Annotated in this window: 18 protein-coding genes, 1 other RNA gene and 1 pseudogene; 11 read left to right on the top strand and 9 right to left on the bottom strand. The window is 44.6% G+C overall.

All coding sequences use genetic code 11. The features are described from left to right. Positions 1-120: 120 nt before the first annotated feature. From JXL83_04985 to JXL83_04995, 3 genes are read right to left on the bottom strand one after another with little or no spacing between them, the layout of a single operon-like run. Positions 121-633, bottom strand: coding sequence for a hypothetical protein (locus JXL83_04985; protein MBN2363469.1), 513 nt, complete (start codon positions 631-633; stop codon positions 121-123). After that, complete coding sequence (locus JXL83_04990) at positions 630-2,240, bottom strand: DUF2271 domain-containing protein (protein ID MBN2363470.1); 1,611 nt, start codon at positions 2,238-2,240, stop codon at positions 630-632. The genes JXL83_04985 and JXL83_04990 overlap by 4 nt, the downstream gene beginning before the upstream one ends. Then, the gene (locus JXL83_04995; GenBank protein ID MBN2363471.1) at positions 2,237-2,788 is read right to left on the bottom strand and encodes an FMN-binding protein; all 552 of its coding nucleotides are present in this window, start codon (positions 2,786-2,788) and stop codon (positions 2,237-2,239) included. Before JXL83_04995 ends, JXL83_04990 begins: the two co-directional genes overlap by 4 nt. 249 nt (positions 2,789-3,037) lie before the next feature. Between JXL83_04995 and JXL83_05000 the strand changes: the two genes are divergently transcribed. Beyond that, entirely contained in the window at positions 3,038-3,571 is a 534-nt protein-coding gene (locus tag JXL83_05000) for an SHOCT domain-containing protein (protein MBN2363472.1), read from the top strand. Positions 3,572-3,616: 45 nt separating this feature from the next. Here JXL83_05000 and pdxT read toward each other — a convergent pair whose 3' ends face one another. The 3 genes from pdxT to JXL83_05015 all read right to left on the bottom strand — a co-directional run bounded on the left by pdxT (position 3,617) and on the right by JXL83_05015 (position 6,301). Beyond that, positions 3,617-4,219 (bottom strand): pyridoxal 5'-phosphate synthase glutaminase subunit PdxT, encoded by a 603-nt coding sequence (gene pdxT, locus JXL83_05005; protein ID MBN2363473.1) that lies wholly within the window; start codon positions 4,217-4,219, stop codon positions 3,617-3,619. Continuing rightward, positions 4,213-5,088, bottom strand: a complete 876-nt coding sequence (gene pdxS / locus JXL83_05010; GenBank protein MBN2363474.1) for a pyridoxal 5'-phosphate synthase lyase subunit PdxS — start codon at positions 5,086-5,088, stop codon at positions 4,213-4,215. The genes pdxT and pdxS overlap by 7 nt, the downstream gene beginning before the upstream one ends. Before the next feature lie 94 nt (positions 5,089-5,182). Next, positions 5,183-6,301, bottom strand: a complete 1,119-nt coding sequence (locus JXL83_05015) for an ATP-binding cassette domain-containing protein (protein ID MBN2363475.1) — start codon at positions 6,299-6,301, stop codon at positions 5,183-5,185. Between the two features lie 45 nt (positions 6,302-6,346). On the opposite strand from JXL83_05015, the gene guaA reads away from it, so the two are divergent. The 9 genes from guaA to JXL83_05060 all read left to right on the top strand — a co-directional run bounded on the left by guaA (position 6,347) and on the right by JXL83_05060 (position 19,487). Beyond that, positions 6,347-8,152, top strand: coding sequence for a glutamine-hydrolyzing GMP synthase (guaA, locus tag JXL83_05020; protein MBN2363476.1), 1,806 nt, complete (start codon positions 6,347-6,349; stop codon positions 8,150-8,152). 64 nt (positions 8,153-8,216) lie between these two features. Beyond that, positions 8,217-10,166 carry a TIM44-like domain-containing protein gene (locus tag JXL83_05025; GenBank protein MBN2363477.1) on the top strand — a complete coding sequence of 650 codons (1,950 nt, stop codon included), beginning with the start codon at positions 8,217-8,219 and terminating at the stop codon, positions 10,164-10,166. A gap of 112 nt (positions 10,167-10,278) precedes the next feature. Next, a non-coding RNA gene (gene ssrS, locus JXL83_05030) (6S RNA) lies at positions 10,279-10,453 on the top strand. Positions 10,454-10,735: 282 nt separating this feature from the next. Then, positions 10,736-12,295, top strand: coding sequence for a ribonuclease Y (rny, locus tag JXL83_05035; protein MBN2363478.1), 1,560 nt, complete (start codon positions 10,736-10,738; stop codon positions 12,293-12,295). Further along, the gene (locus tag JXL83_05040) at positions 12,285-13,115 is read left to right on the top strand and encodes a YmdB family metallophosphoesterase (GenBank protein ID MBN2363479.1); all 831 of its coding nucleotides are present in this window, start codon (positions 12,285-12,287) and stop codon (positions 13,113-13,115) included. The genes rny and JXL83_05040 overlap by 11 nt, the downstream gene beginning before the upstream one ends. Before the next feature lie 2 nt (positions 13,116-13,117). Continuing rightward, on the top strand, positions 13,118-13,984 hold the full coding sequence (locus JXL83_05045) for a bifunctional 5,10-methylenetetrahydrofolate dehydrogenase/5,10-methenyltetrahydrofolate cyclohydrolase (GenBank protein ID MBN2363480.1): 867 nt from the start codon (positions 13,118-13,120) through the stop codon (positions 13,982-13,984). A 9-nt stretch (positions 13,985-13,993) separates the two neighbouring features. After that, positions 13,994-15,316, top strand: a complete 1,323-nt coding sequence (locus tag JXL83_05050) for an exodeoxyribonuclease VII large subunit (protein MBN2363481.1) — start codon at positions 13,994-13,996, stop codon at positions 15,314-15,316. Further along, the gene (locus JXL83_05055; protein ID MBN2363482.1) at positions 15,313-17,706 is read left to right on the top strand and encodes a caspase family protein; all 2,394 of its coding nucleotides are present in this window, start codon (positions 15,313-15,315) and stop codon (positions 17,704-17,706) included. Before JXL83_05050 ends, JXL83_05055 begins: the two co-directional genes overlap by 4 nt. Next, positions 17,703-19,487 (top strand): alanine--tRNA ligase, encoded by a 1,785-nt coding sequence (locus tag JXL83_05060; protein MBN2363483.1) that lies wholly within the window; start codon positions 17,703-17,705, stop codon positions 19,485-19,487. The genes JXL83_05055 and JXL83_05060 overlap by 4 nt, the downstream gene beginning before the upstream one ends. A gap of 171 nt (positions 19,488-19,658) precedes the next feature. On the opposite strand, the gene JXL83_05065 is transcribed toward JXL83_05060, so the two are convergent. The 3 genes from JXL83_05065 to JXL83_05075 all read right to left on the bottom strand — a co-directional run bounded on the left by JXL83_05065 (position 19,659) and on the right by JXL83_05075 (position 21,949). Further along, positions 19,659-20,222 (bottom strand): polysaccharide deacetylase, encoded by a 564-nt coding sequence (locus tag JXL83_05065; GenBank protein ID MBN2363484.1) that lies wholly within the window; start codon positions 20,220-20,222, stop codon positions 19,659-19,661. Positions 20,223-20,507: 285 nt separating this feature from the next. Beyond that, positions 20,508-21,626 (bottom strand): T9SS type A sorting domain-containing protein, encoded by a 1,119-nt coding sequence (locus tag JXL83_05070; protein MBN2363485.1) that lies wholly within the window; start codon positions 21,624-21,626, stop codon positions 20,508-20,510. 128 nt (positions 21,627-21,754) lie between these two features. After that, positions 21,755-21,949, bottom strand: coding sequence for a peptide-methionine (S)-S-oxide reductase (locus JXL83_05075; protein MBN2363486.1), 195 nt, complete (start codon positions 21,947-21,949; stop codon positions 21,755-21,757). A 69-nt stretch (positions 21,950-22,018) separates the two neighbouring features. On the opposite strand from JXL83_05075, the pseudogene JXL83_05080 reads away from it, so the two are divergent. Beyond that, positions 22,019-23,203, top strand: a pseudogene (locus tag JXL83_05080) (hypothetical protein). Positions 23,204-23,239: the final 36 nt, after the last annotated feature.

A 23,239-nucleotide genomic window follows, 5' to 3' on the forward strand; every position in this document is an offset into this window, starting at 1 on the left:
GTTCTTTTCCATAATAATTTTCCGGTAATCCCAATCTGCGACAGATATGGTTTTCAATGATTTGAAAATCTTATATAGGCTTTTAAGTTTTTTAAATGTGATTTGATAGTAATGTGAAAATCAACCTCCATCGACAGAAAGAATGATGTTGCCGGAAGCTGATTTGATGTAATAAATCGTGTAATACCCGTTTTTAAGGGTTTCTGCCTGTACACCGGTCATGTAGAATCTTGTACCTCCGAAATTAATCTGGTTGTAAGCATTGTATTTTTTCCCGGTTTCAGGGGTCAGAGTGCCGCTGACCGATGAGATTTTACTTTCACGGAGGTCCTTGTTTCTTAAAAAATAAATAATAATCGGAACAAAAAAGATAGGTGAATAAAGTAAAAAAGGCCATATTTGTGTTATGTCAGAGGGAAACACGCCGTTTTTTTTATAAAAAACGAATCCTCCTATTGCAATAATAAGAATTGCTATAAAAAATGTCGTGGACAGCCTTTGAATCGTCAGTTTGTTTATGGCTTTTATCTTGTTTTTCTGATCCTGAGATAGAGTTCCGCTTTTGTTGGCGTACAATCCATCTGTCGTGAAACCAAAGATTTCCTGAAGCTGTCTTGTATCATCTCGCGTCATTTTACAGCCTGGTAAATGTAATTCAGTTCGAGATACGGTACCAGCAGGGCGTCGTTTTTCACCGCATATTTGTTCCCGTCAGCCAAAAGGATTGGAAGCGATACCGTTTCATATTTATAACTCGGCCAGTAACTGACTTCGACATTGACGACGTAAATGCCGTTCGGGACCATATCACCGAAGCCGTCATCGAGGTCCCATGTGTAAAAATGATTGCCGAGATCTATGCTCGCCCCGGTAGTCGCGTCAGTCTCGAAATTCGATGTGTTGCCCCACAAGGGCAGTGTGACCTGGACTGATTTGACGTGTCCCGCGAATCCGGAAACGTAAATTGTCTTGACGAAATTACCCTTTTCATCCTCGATCCAGACGGCAGTCTGAGGCGGGAGTTCGTCCTGGAAACCGAGGGCGAATTCTATTGTAAGACAAGGTGTTTCCAGAGAAGTAATATCCGACACCGTGGGACGGGGGTTGAAGCTCTCAAAGACCGATTCGGCTTGTTCAGAAGACGGATAATCATTTACGACACTTATCCATTTGGAAGTGCCGAGTTTTCTGTAGCCGTAACCCAAGTTGAAAAGAGCCTCGGCTTTCATGGAGTCGGGAGCGCTGCTTTGCATAAAAATATTCAAGTCGGATATGCCCTGTTCGAGCCTTCCGACGAAGAAAGGAAACTGGACTCCCATTATTCCCCTCAAAAGTCTGAATTCAGTATTTTCCGGTTCGAGTTCTAGTACTCTGTCGAGTTGATCCATCGCCTTGAAGCACAGATTCGTCCTGTAATCCGTGTTCTCGGAAATGATTTCGGCGTATCCGGCCTCGCTTAAAGCGAGATAGACGTATGCGAGAAGAGAATGCGCATCCACGCAGTTTTCGTCTGTTTCAACGGCTTTAAGCAATAGCGTTTCTGCTTTGAAATACTCCTCCGACTCGTATAAGAGTTGAGCCTGTGTTAAAACTTCTTCCAAATCTGAAGGGCTTATGCTTTCTGATTCTAAAAAAGGTATGACAATTTCTTTCAGTCTTTCGATTTCCTGACTGGCTTTTTGCGTAATTTCAGGATCCGAATTCAATTCGAAAATTTCTTCCCACATTTTAAGAGCAGATAAAATGTCTTCTTTTTTCTCGTATCCTTCGGCTAAAAACATCCTCGTCTGGACAGCGTAGCGCTGTACTTCATGTTCTGGGGCGCTTGCCAGCAGAGAAAGTAAGGTTTCAAGGTCTTCTATGCCCTGGTTCAGTTTTCCCAAAAAAGGAGGCACTTTAACACTCATGAGACCTCTGTAGAACAGGGCGTTAAGATTTTCGAAATCGAGGCGCACCGCTTTATCGAGTATGTTGAAGGATTCGAACGCGCGGGAGGCCTGAAGTTGGAAATTATCGGTTTCGCCGGCGCTTTTGCCGACGTAAAAACCCAGAAGGGCCAGAACATCAGGATTGTCCGGGTATTTTTCGGCGGCTTCCCTCATCAGAGTTATAGCTTCTTCGGTCTTTCCCTGGTTGTTGAGCTCTCCGGCCGTGTCCATGTAATCCTTCAGCATCATCTCCGGGAAAAGGATACCGATTGACATTAACAAAAATATTGCCGCGATAAATAAAACTTTCATTTGTTCTCCCTTTTTAGAAAAAGAAATAACTGGGCTCCTTCCCAAAAATTTTCAAGCACGGCCTCAGAACTTATAGTCGCTCCAGTCACAGCGTCGATGCTGTAATTCATAAAATTCTTTCCCGGTACGTCTATGCTGTCAATATTTACTCCGGAAAATTCACCAAAGAAATTTTTCTTTTCAAGAAGAGCGAAGTATTGCGGCGTCTCTTCGTGAGAAACAACCTGAACGCCGGTGCAAAAGCCGTTTACATCAAAGCCTGTCATTGTGATTATCGGGCCTCCAATGCCTCTGTTCTCTCCGACGAAGGCGTATCCGGACACTGAATAAGATTCAATCGCTGTAAAATAAACAGTCGTGTCCAAAAGCGCTTTTGAAAAAGATACCGACGAAGGGAAAAGGTTTTGAAGGCAGTTCAATTCTTTATCCGAGATCGGGTTCTCGGAAAAATCCACGGCAAAAGCTTTGTCGGCAGAAAAAAATGCAGATATTTCAAGTATGAAAAGAAAGAAATACGGCGCAAAAAAGATTTTTCCTAATTTTGTCATTTACGTTGTCACTCTCCAGTTTTTTTCCCGAACGAATTAATTAACAACAATTTACCACATTTGGTATGAAATAGTAAAATAATTGCGGAATATGAGATGTTTATAGCATTATCCCTGAAGATGCTTCTGCGAAAAATGTCACGATTAAACTTCTCAGTTTATTTTTGACTTTATATTGAACGGGATTTTTATTAAAATTTACGGAATAATGGCTGAAAATTTTGAAAGTGTCCGAAGGGGAGGATAAATATGGAAATGAATGAGAACGTCAGGAAGATTGTCGAATCCTATAAAAGTAAAATTAAAGATGATAAAATTTTTTTTCATCCGGACATACCGTTTAAAAAGCTTCACAATGTTCAAAACAGCTACGCCAGGGGTGTTCCCACAAAAACAATTCTTCTTCTCATAGACAATACGACTTTCGGAAGCGCGAAAGACGGGGCTCTTTTCACGGAAAACGCGATTTATTCGCACAATATAATGCAGAAACCGCAGAATTATATGTACGATGAAATCGAATCGGTTGTTTTTCTTCCCGGAATGACGAGCAACCTCATAATAAACGGCAACAAGTTTCTCGAAACGAATTTTCCATCCCAGGTTTCGATGGTCTCGGTAAAAGATATGCTCCTGGAGATTATCAATTCCCTTAACGCCAAACCGTCCGGTGAAACTTTACCTGTTGAGGGATTGAAAAAACTCAAGGAACTCTACGAACAGGGATTGATTAATGAAGAGGAATACAATCAAAAGAGAAAAAAATACATCGATCTGATCTGATGTTTAATTATAAAACATCTGAACGATTCCAGTAAAACTCGATTCCTATGAAACAATGATGCTCTCAATAATTCTGTAAACGTCAAAACCGTCCGAAAGTTCAGGATGGAATGTGCAGGCGATTATCCTGTTTTGGATGACCAAGACCGGACTGCCTTCGGATTCGGCGAGTACTTGGACGCCATTTCCTGTTCTCGTTATCCTCGGGGCTCTTATAAAAATGCCGTTCATTGAATCTGTTCCGGTGAATTTTCTTCCGGAAGAAGTGAAGCGGATTTCCTTGACTGATGAATCCACCTGCCTTCCGTAGGCATTTCTTTCTGTTTCTATGTCAATTAGACTCCAAGGTTTCGCTCTGCCGGGGTTGAGAATATTTTTTGAAAGCATTATGCTTCCCGCGCAGGTCCCGAAAAGCGCGACGCCTTTTTCTGTTTCAGATATTATTCTTTCTCCGAGACGCGAGAGGTCTGAAAGTATTGAAATTGTTGAAGACTCCCCGCCAGGAATTATTATAAGATCGACGGTTTCAGGAAAGTCCCCCGGTTTTCTGATAAAAAAGACCTTGGAATCCCTGAAGTATTCCAGAACCTTTCTGGAATGAGAGTCGTAATCGCCCTGTAAGGCGACTACGGCTATTTTCGTTACCATCCTCTAGACTGAAGTTCTTCTTCAGGGGAGAGCTTTGAAGAATCTATCCCTCTCATCCCCTCGCCGAGTTCTTCAGAAATTTCAGCGACTGCTTTGGCGTCTTTGTAATGCGTCACGGCCAGAACTATCGCTCTCGCTCTTTTTTCCGGGTCGGAAGACTTGAATATTCCCGATCCGACGAAAATACTTTCTGCGCCGAGTTGCATCATTAAAGATGCGTCGGCAGGTGTCGCTATGCCTCCTGCGGCGAAATTCGGCACAGGCAGTTTGGCGGTTTCGGCAACATTCTTTACGAGAGAATAAGGTGCGCCGAGTTCTTTCGATTGTGCCATGAGCTCGTCGTCCCTGAGAGCAGTCAGTACTTTTATGTCGTGCTGAACCGTTCGCATGTGTCTGACAGCGTGGATTATGTCTCCTGTGCCCGCCTCTCCTTTTGTTCTTATCAGCGCGGCTCCTTCTCCGATCCTCCTGAGAGCCTCGCCGAGGTTTCTGCATCCGCAGACGAAAGGCACTTCGAAGGCGTGTTTGTTTACGTGGAATCTATCGTCAGCCGGCGTCAAAACTTCCGATTCGTCAATGAAATCCACGCCTACGGCCTGAAGTATCTGCGCCTCGGCAAAATGTCCTATCCGGCACTTTGCCATCACCGGTATGTCCACGGTTTGCATGATCTCTTTGATTTTTTTCAGGCTCGCCATCCTTGCCACTCCCCCGGAAGCCCGGATGTCCGCAGGCACTCTTTCCAGAGCCATCACAGCTACTGCTCCGGCTTCCTGTGCTATCGAGGCCTGTTTGGCGTCGGTGACGTCCATTATGACGCCGCCTTTCAGCATGTCTGCGAGTCCGATTTTGATTTTTATATCAGCCATATAAACCTCCTGAAAATGGGATAATTTATAAGTAAAAAACCAATTCAATTATAATTATAACATATATTCAGGTCAAACTGAACAAGGGGATTCCTTACGCAGATTCCGGCAAATCAGTTGTTATGAGGCCTTTGGGTGACGTGTAGAAAACCGAACCGCCTGAGCGGGTATAAGTTTCGAGTTCTTCCATGAACCATTTTATTCTTTTTGCGTCGAGGTGAAGGAGCGGATTCTCGATAAAAATAATCTCGGGATTTCTCGACAGAGCCAGACAAATAGCAATCGCGCGTCTTTGGCCGGATGAAAGAGTAAAAGGGTCGGCTCCGATAATGTCGTCCGGAAAACCCGCTCCTTGAGCCATTTTAAGAAAAAGGTCTCTGTCGATTCTCCGCCAGGCAAGTTCCCTGCCGATATCTCTGTAAAAGAAAAGGCGTTCGGAACATTGAGGGAGAAATGAAATTTTTCCCTTCTTTTTCAATCGGCTTTTCAGTTCTTTGATCAAAGAATTGTTGGAATCAAGTTTGAAGTAATTTGGCTTTGTGAAGATATTCTGAACTCTTTCAATTGTCACATCTTTTAAAGACAGTTCGGGATCTTCTGTCAGTCCGCCTTTTTCCAGAAAGTAATGCTTTTTGGTTATGTTTTTGAAAAAAGAGGGGAATTGCGTGACGTAAAGACACCCGATGCCGTGGTTGAGCAGTTTTTCGGTCATCTCCTTTCTCTCATTTTCAGTCAGATTGATGAATACTTCATCGAACAGTATGAATTTTTTCCCGGTCATGCAGAATCCCGCAGTGAAAAGCTTCAAAAGTTCGTAATAGTCCATATCGAAGGTTTTTTTAGAATTGATAGTCCATTCTTTCGCGATTTCCGAGGCTGATATTAAGCCGTGCGAGGAGTTGCCTTTTGCGAGAGAAGCGCTGAATCGCAATTCCTTTTCTGATGTTGTAAAAGCTATTTGATTGAATATTTCCTGCCTTATCAGTCCTGTGAAAGAGGAAGACGACGATGTCGAAACTCCGTTTCCACTGCAGTAAACTTTTCCGGAATCCGGCACCAGCAAACCGGACAAAGCGAAAAGGAGTGTGCTTTTACCGGATGCAACATCTCCGGAAAGAGTCGCGACACTTCCGTCCTCTATCTCAAGACTGACGTCAGATAATAATTTTCCTTTGTTCCATGAAAATGTTATATTTTCTGATACTAATTTCATTGAATTGCTGTTAGCACGCGGCAAAAAAAAAGAAAAGAGGAAATTGTGCCGGACAAAATCGCTGTGATAGACCTTGGGGGTCAGTATGCGCATCTCATTGCCACCAAAGTGAGGGAGACGGGAGTTTTCTCGGAGATACTGAATCCCGACGCGGACATGAGCGTTCTGTCTGAATTCAAAGGAGTGATCCTTTCCGGCAGTCCCGCCTTGAGTTCACAAAACGAACTGGCAATCGGCGGAGAAATTTTAGGCAAAGATATCCCGGTTCTCGGTTTTTGTTTCGGCCATCAGGAGATCGCCAAATTCCACGGCGGTAAAATCGAAAACAAGGGACAGGAATACGGTAAAAGCGTTTTGAGGATAACAAAGAAATCCGAGATATTCGAAGGCCTTTCCCTGGAAGAAACGGTTTGGATGAGCCACGGTGACGCAGTTGTCTCTCCAGGCCAGATGGAAGAAACAGGCGTTTCGGTTTCTCCAGAAGGGCGGATCCAGAGATATTCAGCGCTACAGCATCTTCCGTCAAAACATTTCGGCTTTCAGTTTCATCCGGAAGTGGACGACACTCCCAACGGCATAAAAATGATAGAAAACTTTGTTTTTAAAATATGCGGCTGTATTAAATCCTGGGATCAGAAAACGATGCTCGAAAAAATAAAAAATAATGTCATAAAGGAAGCTTTCGGCAAAAAAACAGTAATGCTAGTCAGCGGAGGAGTAGATTCAACAGTAGCCGCAGTGGTGCTTGGCAAATATCTGCCGCGCGAAAGCCTGTCTTTCATACACGTTGACACCGGGCTTATGAGGGAAAACGAGAGCAGGGAAGTGATGGACCTTTTTGAGAAACAAGGTCTTCTCGGCAGAATGAAGTTCATAGACGCCTCAAAGAACTTCATCGGGAAACTCGAAGGAATAAGCGACCCGGAAAAGAAAAGAAAGATTATAGGTGAATCGTTCATACAAACTGTGGAACCGCTCTTATCAGAAACCTCCGGAGAGGGAAATCTTTTGGGTCAGGGCACAATATACCCTGACAGGATAGAAACGGGTGAAACGAAACACGCGAACAAGATAAAGACGCACCACAACAGAATACCGGTTATAGAGGAGATGGTCAGAGCCGGAAAGGTCATAGAACCGCTGAAAGACCTTTACAAGATGGAAGTCAGGGAATTGGCCAAGCATTTAGGAATACCCTCCGAATTCGTCGACAGGCATCCTTTTCCCGGTCCCGGACTCGGAGTGAGATGTGTGTGCTCCGACGGTAATGTTGACAAAGACGAATTTGCAAAAGTCCGAAAAGACCTTTTAAATTTGCCTTCTGTAACTTTTGAAAAGGACCTGCTTCCGGTCAAATCGGTCGGAGTAAAAGGCGACCTCAGGAGTTTCGAATACTCGGCTGTTTTGTGTTCGGAAAAAACGGATTTCGATGAGGCCGAATCTTATGCCAACGTCATTTTTCGGTCTGTGAAAGGCATTAACAGGACACTTTTGATATACGGCATCAAAAGCCTGCCTGAATTTCGAGCAAGAGAAGCTTATCTCACACCGAAAAGGCTTGAAATTTTAAGAAAAGCAGACAGAAAAGCGAACGATTTGCTGATTAAATTCGGCCTGTACGGCGACGTGTGGCAGATGCCCGTCATACTTCTGCCGGTGACAGCGAACGGGCAAGAGAAAGAGATAATCGTCGTAAGACCGGTTGTCTCCTTGAGAGGTATGACAGCCAGGCCGTATCATTTGACAGATATATTTATGGACGAGTTAAACGAATTCATAAAATATTCGGACGCTGGATTTCTGGCGTTCGACCTTTCATCAAAACCTCCCGCGACAATAGAATGGGAATGATCAAGAGAAACATATGTTATTGAGATCCGGAACGCCTGCCGGTTTTCGGATCTGAGGGGGACGAATGAACAGAAAACTGACCGCAGTATTTTTGATTGTTTTAACTTTAATATTCGTCGCGAATCCCGTTTTATTAGCCAGAGCCGGAGGCGGTGAATCATACGGCGGCGGGGGAGGTGGCGGAGGATCTTTTGGAGGGGGTGGAGGAGACGGTGGAGGTGGCGGGGGAGAACTGATACTGTGCCTGATATGGCTTATAATAAAATATCCCTGCATAGGTATTCCTCTGACTTTGTTTATAATCGCCGCAGCCATATTTTCTAAAATAAAGGGCACCGGAGCCGTCACAGACAGGAATCTCAAAAGAGCCCAGAGGGCAGTCAGAAGCAGTTCGATAGATCAGAATCTCAAGCGTCTTGTATCAAAGGATCCGAATTTCTCTCTCGAAGCGCTGAAAACGAGAGTCGCGACCGCTTTTGCCGCTGTACAGAAAGCATGGAGCATACAGGATTTGACTAAAATTACACCTTTTGTCTCAGACGGCATAAACGAGAGGTTCAGCCTTCAGATAGATATGCAGAAAGCTGAAGGATGGAGAAACGTAATGGAAAACGTGTCCGTACAGAAAGTCGAACTCGTCTCCGTTTTGTCGGACCAAAATTACGACACTCTGCATTTTGCTGTGACCGCCAAAGCAAAAGACTACAAAGTAAATCTGAAGACCGGGAAAACATTGCAGGGGTCAATGATAAACGACAAATTTACGGAAGTCTGGACTTTCTTGAGAAAAGCCGACGTCAAAACACTCAACAGGAAAGGCGCTTTCGAGGGTAATTGCCCTAACTGCGCCGCTCCTCTCGCTATTACCGACGAGGGGAACTGTAAAGCCTGTAAAGCTTTCATCCGAAGCCCCAATTACGACTGGATACTCTCAGAGATAACTCAGGTTGAAGAATGGGAGCCGCGCTCCGCTGAAGCGGCAGTTCCGGCAAACAATATAATTTCAGAAAAAGACCCCAATTTTTCAACACAATATATAGAGGATAGGACGTCGGTGGTGTTCTACCGTTACCAGGCGGCACTGTTTACGGGCGACGCTCTCCATCTGATGAAAGTCGCTTCTGCAACGGCTTACAAAGACCTGGCAACCCGTATTTCCGGAAATAAAAAAGGCGACACCGTCCTTTATTATAGATTTCCTGCTGTTGGTAAGGTAGAAACTCTTTGGGTGCAATCGGAAGGCGATATTGACAAAGTTCACGTTCTCGTTAAATGGTCGGGAAGCGGGGCTGAAAGAAATCTGGCCACCGGAACAATTAGGGTGACTGGAGCCAGGACGATAAGAACGACAGTGTTCACTCTTTTCAGAAAAGGAGACGCTTTATCGCCGTCGGAATCCTTTGCCTCGGCGCACTGTCCTAACTGCGGAGCTCCCGAAATTAGGGATTCAAAAGAAGTCTGTCCTTACTGTGGAACGGTTCTCAATGACGGGAGCAGAACCTGGATACTCCGAGAAATGCAGGATTACCAAGCTTGGATGCAGGTCAACAGGGAAAGATGGAACGCCGACAGAAAAAAGACCGTTTTCTCCCAGAATCCGTCAGCGGTTATTGAAGCTCTCGCGGCGATGATGTTCGCCGACGGGATCGCGGATGAACAGGAAAAGAAAAAACTTACTGAATTCGCCTCCAAATACGGCATGACTAAATCTGCGGTGGATGAACTGACCGATAGAGCCGTTTCAGGAAATCTTGTTTGGCAGATACCGTCGGATAAAGCGAAGGCTCAGGGCTTCCTGATGGCTCTGACGGACATGTCGCTAAGCGATGGTAGAGTGAGCAGGGAAGAGTGGAAAATACTGAAAGACGTGGCTTATAAGATAGGAATCGACGAACCGAAACTAAAAAATCTTGTCAGAGAAAGACAGAAAGCATTGATAAATTTCGGTAAGAAATATTTCAAAAAACCGGGAGAAAACATTCAACCTCCTCCTCCTCCAGATATACCGAACTAAATTAATATGAACTGATGTTTCAATATCCGACTCGTACGAAAATTTTATATTATTGAATTGAAAACTTAAATCTGATAAAATGTAATCGATGAAAAACAAAGTATCAAAGAATCGGACACTGGGGTGTGCGTGATGGATAGATTTTGTTTGAGCCAACAGCCTTTAGCAGGGAATCCGGTTCCTTGCGGGACGATCGAGCTCTTAAATGAGATTTTCCGAACTCAAGGCAGGATGCCCACCTTGACAAAGGTTCAAACTCTTCTTTCACACGGCATCCCGGTTCCAATATTAAAGGGATAAGAACACTTGTTTGAAAGAAATCATTCTCTTTTAATAACAAAAAAATATCATATGAAAAGAGACGCAATTTTCCATGGATTTGTTTTGACGCTTATTTCGCGCTTTGACAAGCCTTTTAAGGCGTCGAGACTGCCGGAATTTCGTACCTGACATTTTTTTGATTTCTTGGATTCGTGTTCTCCGTCCCGTACGGGAGGATTTTCGTGTTAATATACTTTTTGACCCAATTGGTAGGTCAGAATGGCGGGATTTCCAACATTCCCCTTGTCCTGATACTTCCGATAATAATCCTGTGTTTTTTCCTTTGCATAATCACTTTTTGGCTCGGATACGTTGTGAGTCTGAAAATTCAAAAAAGCAGGCTTGAAGACGCAAAAACTCAAGCCCGCAAGATAATAGAAGACGCGAGAAGCGAATCCGAATCCTATAAAAAGACTGCTAAACTCGAGGTGAGTGAAGAGGCGGCAAAGACGAGAGCGGAACTCGAATCGAAAGAGCGAAAATTTCAGAGAGACATGTATCAGATAGAAAAGCGGCTCAACGACAGAACCTCTTCTCTCGACAGAAAACAGGAATCAGTAAACGGGAAAGAAAGAGAGCTGGTAAAAAAAGAGAAAGACCTCGTCGTCAAAGAAAGAGCCCTCATGCTCAAGTCCGAAAAACTCGACAACGAATTGAGAGAGATCAGCAACAGACTTCAGAAGATATCGAGGATGACGGTTCAGGAAGCCAAAAACGAACTGCTTCAAAGCCTTGAAAATCAGGTCAAAAAAGAATCGGCTCAGATGATAAAAAAGATAGTAGACAACGCCGTCAAGGAAGCGGACAAAGAGGCGGCTGAAATAGTTGTTTCGGCGATCCAAAGATGCGCGACCGACCACACTGTGGAATCGACGGTTTCAGTCGTTGCTTTGCCTTCGGAGGACATGAAAGGGAGAATAATTGGAAGAGAGGGAAGAAATATAAGGTCTTTCGAGAACCTAACCGGTGTCGAGATAATAATTGACGACACTCCCGAAGCCATAACACTGTCGGGTTTTGACCCCGTGAGAAGGGAAATCGCGAGAATAGGCATGGAAAAACTTGTCTCGGACGGCAGAATCAATCCCGGCAGAATCGAGGTCGTGATCGAAAAAGCAAAAAAAGAAATCGACGAAATAATCCAAAAAACCGCCGAAGAGACAGTGAACGAACTGGGTATATCGGCGTTTCACCCTGAGATAATGAGATATCTCGGCAGGCTGAGATACAGGACGAGTTACGGACAGAACGTATTACAGCACTCGAAAGAAGTTGCCTATTTGGCCGCTTTAATGGCAGGCGAACTTGGTCTCGACGCCGCTATAGCGAGAAGAAGCGGCCTTCTTCACGACATTGGAAAAGCGGCAGACCACACTCTGGAAGGAACGCACGCGCTCATTGGAGCCGATCTGGCAAAAAGGTACAACGAAGACATAATAGTTGTGAATGCTATCGCATCGCATCACGAGGAGGCCGAGCCGGTTTCACCGATAGCGGTTCTTGTTCAGGCGGCGGATGCCATATCAGGTTCGAGACCCGGCGCGAGAAGAGATACAATTGAAGCCTATCTTGAGAGAGTTGAAAAGTTGGAAGACATCGCCGCAGATATTGAAGGCGTCGAGAAAGTTTTCGCCCTTCAGGCCGGAAGGGAACTGAGAGTCATTGTCGAACCTTCGAAAATATCTGACGCTGAAGCCATAGTGCTGTCCGGCGAGGTAGCAGCGAGGATTGAAAAGGAGCTCAAATACCCGGGGCAGATAAAAGTCACGGTAATCAGGGAGATCAGGGCGACGGAATATGCAAAATAGAGTCAACTTCGTCTTTCTGGGAGACATAATAGGAAAACCGGGAAGACAGATATGCAAAGTCTGTCTTCCTGAGATTTTTAACGAGTACTCGCCGGACGCCGTCATAGCGAACGGAGAGAATCTGGCTTCGGGATTCGGAATATCGAGAAGGGTTTCGGAGGAGCTTTTCGAAGCCGGAGTTTCGGTTTTCACAGGAGGGAATCATTCTCTTCACGTGGTCGGTTCGGAGGATTGGTTCGAGAAGGAGCGCAGAGTTGTCATACCCGCAAATTTCACCAAATTCATAAGAGGATCCCGCCTTGCAGAAATCGAGACGGAAAATTCCTGCATATACATCGCTTGCCTCGTAGGCAGGCTTTTCATGAATCAAAGCGACAATCCGTTTACTGTTGCCGACGCTCTTCTGGAAGAGATCGCGAGAAAAAAGAAGGTGGAAAATCCGGTTATACTAGTCGATTTTCACGCCGAAGCGACATCGGAAAAAAAGGCGCTTCTTTTCAATCTCGACGGCAAGGTCACTGCTCTCCTGGGCACGCACACTCACGTAGCGACTTCTGACGAATTTGTGTCAGAAAAAGGAACGGCTTACATAACTGATGCCGGAATGGCGGGAGCATTCGACTCAGTGATCGGAATGAATCCCGGCGATTCACTTGAAACGATGAAAACAGGAAGAAAATTGAGGCTCAAACCGGCTTTCGGCTCGAAAAGGAGGCTCGACGGTGTTTTTGTTTCGGCTGATGCGGAAACCGGCAAGGCTTTGGAAATAAGACGCTTCACTAAATTCGCCGAGTTTCCCAGCATAAGGAACGGAGTTTGACGATGGATACAAAAATACTTCAGGGAAAACCGGTTGCAGACAGAATTTATGCTGAAATAAGCGAAACTGTCGCAAACATGGATGAAAAACCGAAACTTGTAGTCTTTTTTGTCGGCGAAGATCCCGCTTCAAAATCTTACGTTAGCTCAAAAGCCAGGGCGGCAAAAAAAACGGGTATAATCGAAACAACTTTGACTTTACCCGAATGCACGAAGGAAAATGAGCTCGTGCACATGATTAAAAAATACGCGGAAGAGGAAAATCCCGACGGTATTCTGGTCCAATTCCCTCTTCCCGGGCACATAGATCCTGAAAAAATTATATTGGCTGTTCCACCTGAAAAAGACGTCGACGGACTGCATCCTCAGAATCTCGGAGCACTGTTGAGAGGAACTTCCGGTCATTATTGCTGTACTCCGGCAGGAATAATAGCTTTGATGGATTATTACGGCCTCAGAGTAAAAGGAAAGAGCACTGTAGTCTTGGGCAGAAGCCTGATAGTCGGAAAACCGTTGGCCAATCTTCTTCTCGCAAAAGGCACTGATGCGACAGTCACTGTATGCCACAGCGCGACATCTGATCTGAGAGAATACACTGAAAACGCCGATTACGTCGTATCGGCAATCGGAAAAGCGAATTTTTTAAAAAAAGATATGATTAAAGAAGGCTGTTGTATCATAGACGTCGGCGTAAACAGAGTCGAATCAGATTCGTCGGCAAAAGGATATTCGATACGCGGAGACGCCGATTTTGAGAGCATGATCGGATACGCAGGCGCCATAACACCGGTTCCGGGCGGAGTCGGCTTGATGACCGTTGCAATGCTTATGAAAAACACGGTCAATTCAGCTCTTTTCAACAGGAAATAGTCGTCCGCCATGGAAATATTTTCTGTTTCCCAGATAAACAATCTGGCGAAAAAAACGCTCGAAATGCAGTTTTCCGGTATTGCGGTGAAAGGAGAGGTTTCAAAAACCACTCTCCACTCGAGCGGACATTTTTATCTGACATTAAAGGACGAATACGCGGCTCTTGACGCTGTAATATACAAAGGAAGTCTGAGAAGACTTTCATTGACGCCCTCTGTCGGAGAAACCTGGATATGTCAGGGAAGGCTCTCTCTCTGGGAAAAGACGGGCAGATTTATTTTTGTAATTGAGACGGCTTATCCGTCGGGCAAAGGCGATCTTTACCTGAAATTCATACTGCTTAAGGAAAAACTGGAAAAGGAAGGTCTATTTGACTCTTCAAGAAAAAAAAGACTGCCAGAGTATCCCGAAAAAGTGGGTATCGTGACATCTCCGACAGGAGCTGTCATAAGGGATTTTGTAAACATATACAGAAGGCGTTATCCCGTCGCCGAGATCATTTTGTCGCCTTCTTCTGTTCAGGGTGAAAATGCTTCTTCCGAACTTATAAAAGCCGTGAAAAGATTGTTGAAAACCCGAGTCCAGCTCATAGTTATCGCAAGAGGCGGAGGTTCACCGGAAGATCTCGCCGCTTTCAACGATGAAGATTTGGCTCGCGTCATAGCCGCGTCGCCGGTACCTGTAGTGTCGGCTGTCGGGCACGAAACCGACAGAAGCATTTCAGACCTTGCCGCCGATGTTGCAGCTCCCACACCGTCTGCGGCGGCAGAGCTTGTGTTTCCGGATAGAAAAGACATACTCGAGGTGATCGGCTATTCCGAAAGAAACCTAAAAGTTAAAATGTCTGAAAAGACGAGGTATTTTAAAGTTTCGCTGTCGTCATACGCAGGTTCATATTCTTTGAATTCCGTAAAAAGCAAGATCAACGAATATTCGGCATTGCTGGGATACAGGAAAGACAACGCAGTAAAATCGATGAATTCAGTTCTGACGCGCAAAAAAAACGAACTCGAAAACAGCCGCCGGAAAATAGACGTAAGAAGACTCAAAGAAAACTTGGCTCTGAAAGAAGAAAATCTGGGTTACAGGTACGCTGAAATTGACCGCAGAATCAAAAACCGTACGGCGAATGCAATGGAAATCCTGAATTTGGCCGAAAAAAAGATTTTTGCACTCTCTCCGTATGTTGGCCTGAAAAAAGGGTACGCAATGATTTATGATTCAGAAGGCAATCTCGTTCCGAGCGGGGACAGAGTGAACAGAGACGAATCATACGATGTAAAATTTGTTGATAAAACCTGGCAGATGAAAGCAGAAAAGGAGAAACAATGATCGGCGCCTTTTTATTTTCAATTCTAGTGACGGCAAAAAGCCCGGAGATAATAGTGTCGGCCGACACTTCTTTTGGTCTGACTTTCTCCGAGGGCAGGGCTTCTTTCAAGGTTTTCGAAGACAGATACATAGACCTTGAAATTTCAATCGATCCGCCGGTGGCTTTCGTCGTTTACGACGAAGAAGGAAACATTCTGGCGAAAAGCTCGAACGGCGAAGCCGTTCTAAACACTTTTTTCAATTACTGGTTCAGCGTAAAGTTTTCAGGTGTGTCTTCGAACTCTGTTTCTGTTGATGTCAGAGCCGCAAGAGACTATAGGCAGATATCGGCCATTCCTCATACGGGCAGACTGGAGGCTGAAAAACCTTCGGAAGTTTTCACTTTCACGCCTTCTGTTTCCGGTGTTTATGAGTTCTCAGTATCTTCCGAAGACCGCGGAGGGGACCTGGACCTGAAAATATACACCGCTGACGACGAATACATTTCAGGGAGTTTCTCTGACGGCAACGATGAAAGAGTGAGAGTCCCGATATTCGCGGGCGACGTCGTCAGAGCGATAGTCTATCTGAACGACATCTCGAAATCAGTGAATTTTGCCGTTTATGCAGCCAGAAAAGACGACTTGCGTGAGTTACAGTCCGGCAGGACTCTGAGCGGGACAGTTGGAGAAAATTCAATGCAGAATTTGTATCTGGTTCCTTCTACGGGATCAAGACCGGTTCTTATCTATCTGGATGCTAATTCAAACACAGATGCGGATCTCGATCTTTATGCAAGCTTCGGCGGGGAAACTTACAAATCAGTCAGTTACACTTCGAGGGAAATGATACTTCTTCCTCCTGAAGCCGGAGAAGTTCAAGTCACGGTAAAAGGTTATAATTTAAGCGGTTCTGATGTAAGATATTCGCTCATCGCCCAGGAGGTCGCTACTTTTCTCCCGCATTCCTCTCCCGTCCTGACAAAACGGATAGAACCTGACAAGCCTTACATATTTGGTGTGACGTCTGGTGAAGAGGGATTTTATTACTTTGGAGCATTGTCTGCTGAGAAGAGAGACATAGACATGATGGTTTTCGACCGTTACGGTTCAACAGAATTGAAACTCAACACACTCAATCCTTCTGAAATCACCGCTATATGGCTCGGCAGAAGAGACACTGTGTATCTTCTGCCGATTCTTTACGACAGGCCTTCCGAGATCGAGGTTTCGTTTGGCGCAGTTGACTTAGACACCATAGAGACCATATATTCGGGGGATCACATAAACGGCACAGTCAGACCGCCTTTCCAGGGAGTGAAGTTTTACAGTCTTCAGTTTCCAGGCTCAGGAACGGCGGCTGTTACCGTCAGAGGAGAGAGCACCAGGGACAGAGACGTGGATCTTTTCGTCAGCGGGAGGAGTTTTTACAGACGCTCGGAAGGTTCGGAAAATCCGACCGACATGGCTTCCGACGAAACCGTCCTGTTCGGTGTTGAACCAGGAGAATATTATCTTGCTCAGGTATACGCCTACGGGCGGGGAGACAGGTGCAGATACGACATCAGCACCAGATTGATAGAAGATTATAATTTGACTGCTGAAAACTCTCCCGGCACTGTCCGGGCACTAATTATAGGAATCAGCGGTTATCCCGGGGAAGGATCTCTCAACAGAGCCACTCAGGACGCTCTCGAATTTTACGATTTACTTGTCCTCAACGGCATTATAGCGCCTGAAAACACTGTTTTTCTTGCCGATGAAAACGCGACAAGACGGAACATTCTCGATGCCCTCGCGAAAATTTCGAGAGTATCTGTGCCAGGCGACAAATTCGTTTTTTTCTTCAGCGGCCACGGTGACAGAAAAAGATTTTCCAGGGGGACTCTCGAACAGGACGGGTACGATGAGAGCATATGCCCATACAGCCTGACTGACGAGAACGGCGACATCTTCGACGATGAATTGAGCGCAGCTATACCTGATCATATTGAAAGCTATGTATTTTTAGACGCTTGCCATTCCGGCGGGTTCGTGTCAGATTTGACCGGGACGGGCAGACGTCTCATAATTACAGCTTCGGAAGAAGACAGGGAAGTCGGAGAAAGAGTTTTAACTCCTCTCATTCTGAGAGCTTTCAGAGGTGAAGCAGACAAAAACGGCGATTCCTGGCTGAGCGCGAAAGAAATAATTGACTTCGTCAGAGATCGTTCAAGACGAATTTGTCCGGAGTGTCTTCATGAATTTACCGGAAGCGTGCCGAGAACATGTCCGGATTGCGGTGTCAGCCTGACGGACGAGAACAGACCGATGAATCCCGATCTTGGAGTGAATTTCGACGAAGATACAAGACTATTTGAGCTGAAACCGGTTTACAACGAATCACAGGACGGAGAAAAGGATAAGAGATGAACATTGAAGATCTGAGAAAAGCTTACATAGAATACTTTAAACTTCACGGTCACGCCCACGTTGCGGGCGGGTCGCTTATACCCGAAAACGATCCGACGGTGCTTTTCACGACTGCAGGAATGCATCCTCTGGTTCCTTATCTGATGGGTGAAAAACATCCTTCAGGCAAAAAACTCTGTAATTGGCAGAAATGCATTAGAACCGGAGATATTGACGAAGTGGGTGACACTCAGCATCTGACATTTTTTGAAATGCTCGGCAATTGGTCCCTCGGAGATTATTTTAAAGAAGAAGCTGTCCGGATGAGTTGGGAATTTCTCACTTCGAAAAACTGGCTGGGTCTCAACCCCGAAAGACTATTTTTTACAGTTTTTGAAGGCGACGAAGTGTCTCCGCGCGACGATGAAACAGCAGAGATTTGGAAAAAAAGCGGAGTAAAAAAAGAACGCATTTTATTCCTGCCCAAAAAAGACAACTGGTGGGGTCCCGCCGGAAAGACAGGGCCTTGCGGTCCGGACACTGAGATGTTTTACGACACTCTTATGCCGCGATGTTCTGAAAAGTGCGCACCAGGCTGTCCTTGCGGAAAATACGTTGAAATCTGGAACGACGTGTTCATGCAGTATAATAAAGTCAGCGAAGACAGATACGAACAGCTCAAAGTGAAAAACGTAGACACGGGAATGGGTCTCGAAAGGACAGCGGCTGTGTTAAACGGGTTTTCGACAGTTTACGAAACAGAAAAATATTCGTCTATCCTAAACGAACTCGAAAAAGCGAGCGGAAGAAAATATGAGCACAGCGACACAGACACAAAAGCTATGAGGATCATCGCCGATCACATGAGATCTGCTTTCTTCATAATAGGAGACGACCTGGGTGTGAAACCGTCAAACCTCGATCAGGGGTACATCGTACGGAGGCTGATCAGGAGGGCGATGAGGTATGCGATTGCGATAGGCATAGAAAAAAGTCTCGGCGATACCCTCGCCGAAAAAATAATTGAGACTAACCCGGTGTACGACGAACTCGAAAAAAGAAAAGAATTTATTGTCGAAGCTATCGTCGAAGAAGAGCAGAGATTCAGGCATTGTCTCAGCAAAGGCATGACTGAGTTTTCGAGAATAATCCCCAACATCGAAAAGAGCGAAAAGAAGACGATCCCCGGAAGGATAGCTTTTAAGCTTTATGACACTTACGGTTTTCCGCTCGAGATGACGGAGGAACTGGCGGGTGAAAAAGGGCTTAAAGTCGATGTCGATGGATTTCGAGAAGCTTTTAAGAAACATCAGGAGCTTTCGAGGACTGGAAGCGAAGTCAGGTTCAAAGGAGGGCTTGCCGACGCCAGCGAACAGACAAAGAAGCTTCACACGGCGACTCATTTACTGCACGAAGCGCTGAGGAGAATTTTGGGAGATCATGTCGCACAGAAAGGATCGAACATAACTCCCGAGAGATTGAGGTTCGATTTCTCGCACCCAAAACCGATGACGGAAGAGGAGATAAAAGAAGTCGAAAGACTCGTAAACAAAGCCATTGGCGAAGATCATCCCGTCATAGAAGAATTGATGAGCGTTGAAGAAGCGAAAGCCAAGGGAGCCGTCGCACTTTTTACAGATAAATATTCGGAAAAAGTCAAAGTTTACACTATAGGGGGATTTTCGAAAGAAGTTTGCGGAGGTCCTCACGTCGGGAAGACGAGCGAACTCGGCAAATTCAAGATACTCAAAGAGCAGTCTTCTTCTTCGGGAGTGAGGAGGATCAAAGCCATTCTTGAATGAAACACTCGGTTCAGAACTCTTTTATTTATTAATGATGAAAATTGACACCACCAGAAATATCGAACGGTTCCAATTATTGTCCGATGTCCAAAAAACCAACCGGAAAATCACTTTATTGAGACTTTAAACAGATTCTGTTTCGATTTAAAAAGTCATTTTATTGCGAATATTTCACAGTCCGAGTGAATCCATTTTTTCCTTTTCGTATTCTCCGTCTTCACCGGGATATCTGAGTATGTTTTCGAATTTTCCTGATTCTTTTGCAATTGCCCAGACAATACTCTCTCCAAGAGGTATAATTTCGGGTCTTTTAACATATATTGGATCATTGTATGCTTCCTGAGGCGGTATTATCTCCCAGCCCGAAGACACAAAATGATTTATCAGATCATCGAGAAAAAGTGCCGACACCAGGTTGTGGTGAAGCAGGATCACGTGGGATATTCTTCTCCCTGTCAATTCGTATGCTAAATCATCGTAAAAAACGGCTCTTTCATTGATGTGAGAGATATAAAAATCTCTGTAAGGTGTGAGATCGGTTTCAGCATTTTCTTCGAGTTTTTCTTTTAGCCTTTCGTCTATATACCATTCCGAATTGTCTATTGAAACATGACCGATTACGTAGCCCGCGCTGTCAAAAAAGTTATAGACGGCATCGATTTTTTCTCTCGTTTCCCCTTGTTTTAGGAAAGGAAATCTGAACAGCTTTACGTAGTTCTCGTAATTTTTTATCACTGAATCTCCTCTGACGATGTCTCCAATAAACATTTCAGGAGTGAGTCTTGAAGAATTGTAGTAAAAATGAGAATACGAATGATTGGCTATTAAGTGTCCGTCCGAGTTCCAGTTTGTTCAACGGCCATTTGACTCACCGATGTTAAAAGCATAGCTATTAGAAAAAAAAGCGTATTTGTCATTATGTCTTGTACTCCTATATTTTTTGATCAGGCGGTTCTGGAAAAATTCATTTCCTGTGATTTGATATGCGAATAAAATGATAACCGGTCTTTGATTTGGCTGTCATCGGAACTTTTTCAGTGCGCCGGAAGCGACAAGCGTATTACCTGCCATAATTTTATATATATAAATTCCCGACGGAAGGTCTCTGCCTGAAAAATCTTCACCTGACCAAGTTACTGAGTAACTGCCTGCCTCGAAATTACCTCTCAAAAGATTTAAAATTTTTCTGCCGGAAATATCCGAGACATAAACTTCTATCCATTCGCTTTTCGAGGTTTTGAAAGATATATCTACGCGGGAGGTGAAAGGATTCGGGCGCGCGTTAAATTCGCTGATGAAAGACGGGATTTCGATACTTTCTTCGACTCCTGTTGTCCAACCGGCAAGAACGGCAAACATATACCAGACCGCCATTCCCTTGTGAAGGCAGTTTTCGTAAGCGGTGTGTGAGCCGTTGTAATCGCCGTAATAAGCAGGGTGTTCGGCTGGTATGTATTGACCGTTGTGATAATAGGTGTGCTGTTCCCACTGGTCGGTGGTGTCGTTATACCACCAACAGTCCATGTCGGCGAAGTCGAAAAGTATCTTGCCGTTGTTCAGGCAATATTGTCTTATCTGGTTGTTTCTCTGATGCCTTATATAGCCGTCATCTCCGGTCGCCTGGGCGTTTCCTGTCATATAAATGAAAATGACGTTCGAATACTGCTGGTCGAGTCTGTTGACGGAGTCGAGATAGGTCTGTACGGAATCGGACGTGTAATGATCGCACTGACAGCACCAGGCCCAGGCGGAATAATTCAGATTTGAATTGGCGTTGAGAACAGCTCTCGTCTCGTTCATTCCGTCTGTCGTCTGCCAGTACATTTCCGGAGTCACGTAATCGTCATATCTCTGACCGTCGTGTATGCAGAAAGAACCGGGGGAATTCGGCAATTCACACCAGCCGATGTCCACACCGAATGCGGAATTAATTATCTCGAGTTCTTCCAATCCTGTGGTCAGCTGGCTTCCGTGTGAAGTGTGCGCGTAGTGCCATTTAAAGTTGGTTTTTACGTAGGTAACCCATTGAGAAGGAATGTTGTCAACTCTCATACAGGTGTGGTCTATAACGATCTGAGTGAATGCGTTGTGAAACAAAAAGAAGAGGACTGCCGAAAAAACAGAAAGTTTTGTTTTCATTTTTCCTCCTTTGTAATTTCCTGCTCTCATATTATGAGCGGGTTTTTAAAACCAATCAGATCCCGATCCAATTATACTCCCGTCGGAAAGGTTTTCCATGTTTTATTCCGAACGGGGACCGGGATGTCTCAGAATTTTTTGATTCTGCCATGGCAATAAGGCGTTTTACCTGTTTTCAGATAATATTCCTGATGATTATTTTCAACCGGAAGGAACTTGTCTGCCTGAGTTAATTCAGTGACTACTTTGAGCCCTCTGCTTTTCGCCAACGTAAAAAACTGCTGATTTGTATTGATACTAAACGCCGGAGGCCTGTATTTCATTATGACCTTCGAATATTAATTAAGATATTTCGTAATGAAATTATGGCAAGGTCGTATTAAAATCTTACCATGAATAGCGTTTCCCCCGAAAAAAGCATTTTGTCTTCTGTACCCGATTTTATTTTGGACAGATATAAAACAGGAAAATATTCCGGAAGCTTTGAAGGAGCAGTATTTTACGCAGATATAAGTGATTTCACTAAAATAACTGAAACACTTATGAAAAGAGGGAAGAAAGGCGCCGAGGAATTGAGTTCCATTCTCAACAGATTTTTCGGACCTTTAATCAACGGAATATATTCCGTAAAAGGATTTGTCTCTTGTCTTGAAGGAGATTCTATCATAGCCGTTTTCCCTTCTTTATACTGTGAAAAAGCTAAAGTTGCCGACACCGTGATTAATGCCTACAATAAATTTTCCAAAATCAAACCGCAGGGTCTTAAAAAAGTAAGCCGAGGTATTTTCGTCAAAGCTGGATTCTCCTATGGGAAGATTGACTGGCAGATTGTGCATAAGCATTCTCAATATGCTTATTTTTTCATGGGTGAAGCCGTGTCAGGAGCCATATCAGCCGGAAGCAATTTCCGTGAAAATGAAATCCGCTTCGACAAAGGCGGAAAAGATGATTTGTCATTAGGGAAAGCGGACTTTGTCAGTTGCAGGTATAAAAAGAACTTGCATGACTCTGCATTACCGGTAGTAGAAGATAACAACAGGCAAGACGACGTTTTGAGAGAGATGTTCTTGTCTCACATGTTACGAGGTAGAGTATTTAAAAATGAATTCAGAGACGTCATAACTTGTTTCATTTCTCCGCATAAGGGAGTGGAAATTTCGGAATTTGTAGGCACGGTGTCGAGACTTTCGGAAAAGTACAGTTGTTACGCGAGATTCAGTTACGGCGATAAAGGTGTTGTTTCCGTTACGGTCTTCGGCGCTCCGGTTAGAATGGAGGATTCATTTGAAAGAGCGTGCGGCTTTGCGTCCGAATTGTCGAAGACAGGTCTCTATAAAATCGGTTTGACGTACGGATCGGCTTTTGCAGGTATTATAGGAAATAATACGAGAGCCGAATACGTTGTTCTCGGAGAGAAGGTCAATCTGGCTGCCCGGTTGATGTCGCATGCTAAAGCGCGAGAGATCTTCATAGATTTCGATTTATCAGATGCAGCAAAAGAAAGTTATAGTTTTAATTACCGCGGAGAAGAGTTTTTCAAAGGCTTTCACGATCCTTGCAAGTATTATGTTTTAAAAAAGAAAAAGTACGAGAAAAAAACAGAAAGAATCGAG

Source organism: candidate division WOR-3 bacterium (genome assembly GCA_016934535.1).
In the GTDB taxonomy this organism is placed as follows: domain Bacteria; phylum SDB-A; class SDB-A; order SDB-A; family SDB-A; genus JAFGIG01.

Excerpts from the sequence above, each read along its gene's own strand:
- JXL83_04985 (MBN2363469.1), bottom strand. The coding sequence starts at position 633 with ATGACGCGAGATGATACAAGACAGCTTCAGGAAATCTTTGGTTTCACG.
- JXL83_04990 (MBN2363470.1), bottom strand. The coding sequence starts at position 2,240 with ATGAAAGTTTTATTTATCGCGGCAATATTTTTGTTAATGTCAATCGGT.
- JXL83_04995 (MBN2363471.1), bottom strand. The coding sequence starts at position 2,788 with ATGACAAAATTAGGAAAAATCTTTTTTGCGCCGTATTTCTTTCTTTTC.
- JXL83_05000 (MBN2363472.1), top strand. The coding sequence starts at position 3,038 with ATGGAAATGAATGAGAACGTCAGGAAGATTGTCGAATCCTATAAAAGT.
- pdxT (MBN2363473.1), bottom strand. The coding sequence starts at position 4,219 with ATGGTAACGAAAATAGCCGTAGTCGCCTTACAGGGCGATTACGACTCT.
- pdxS (MBN2363474.1), bottom strand. The coding sequence starts at position 5,088 with ATGGCTGATATAAAAATCAAAATCGGACTCGCAGACATGCTGAAAGGC.
- JXL83_05015 (MBN2363475.1), bottom strand. The coding sequence starts at position 6,301 with ATGAAATTAGTATCAGAAAATATAACATTTTCATGGAACAAAGGAAAA.
- JXL83_05025 (MBN2363477.1), top strand. The coding sequence starts at position 8,217 with ATGAACAGAAAACTGACCGCAGTATTTTTGATTGTTTTAACTTTAATA.
- JXL83_05040 (MBN2363479.1), top strand. The coding sequence starts at position 12,285 with ATGCAAAATAGAGTCAACTTCGTCTTTCTGGGAGACATAATAGGAAAA.
- JXL83_05045 (MBN2363480.1), top strand. The coding sequence starts at position 13,118 with ATGGATACAAAAATACTTCAGGGAAAACCGGTTGCAGACAGAATTTAT.
- JXL83_05050 (MBN2363481.1), top strand. The coding sequence starts at position 13,994 with ATGGAAATATTTTCTGTTTCCCAGATAAACAATCTGGCGAAAAAAACG.
- JXL83_05055 (MBN2363482.1), top strand. The coding sequence starts at position 15,313 with ATGATCGGCGCCTTTTTATTTTCAATTCTAGTGACGGCAAAAAGCCCG.
- JXL83_05060 (MBN2363483.1), top strand. The coding sequence starts at position 17,703 with ATGAACATTGAAGATCTGAGAAAAGCTTACATAGAATACTTTAAACTT.
- JXL83_05070 (MBN2363485.1), bottom strand. The coding sequence starts at position 21,626 with ATGAAAACAAAACTTTCTGTTTTTTCGGCAGTCCTCTTCTTTTTGTTT.
- JXL83_05075 (MBN2363486.1), bottom strand. The coding sequence starts at position 21,949 with ATGAAATACAGGCCTCCGGCGTTTAGTATCAATACAAATCAGCAGTTT.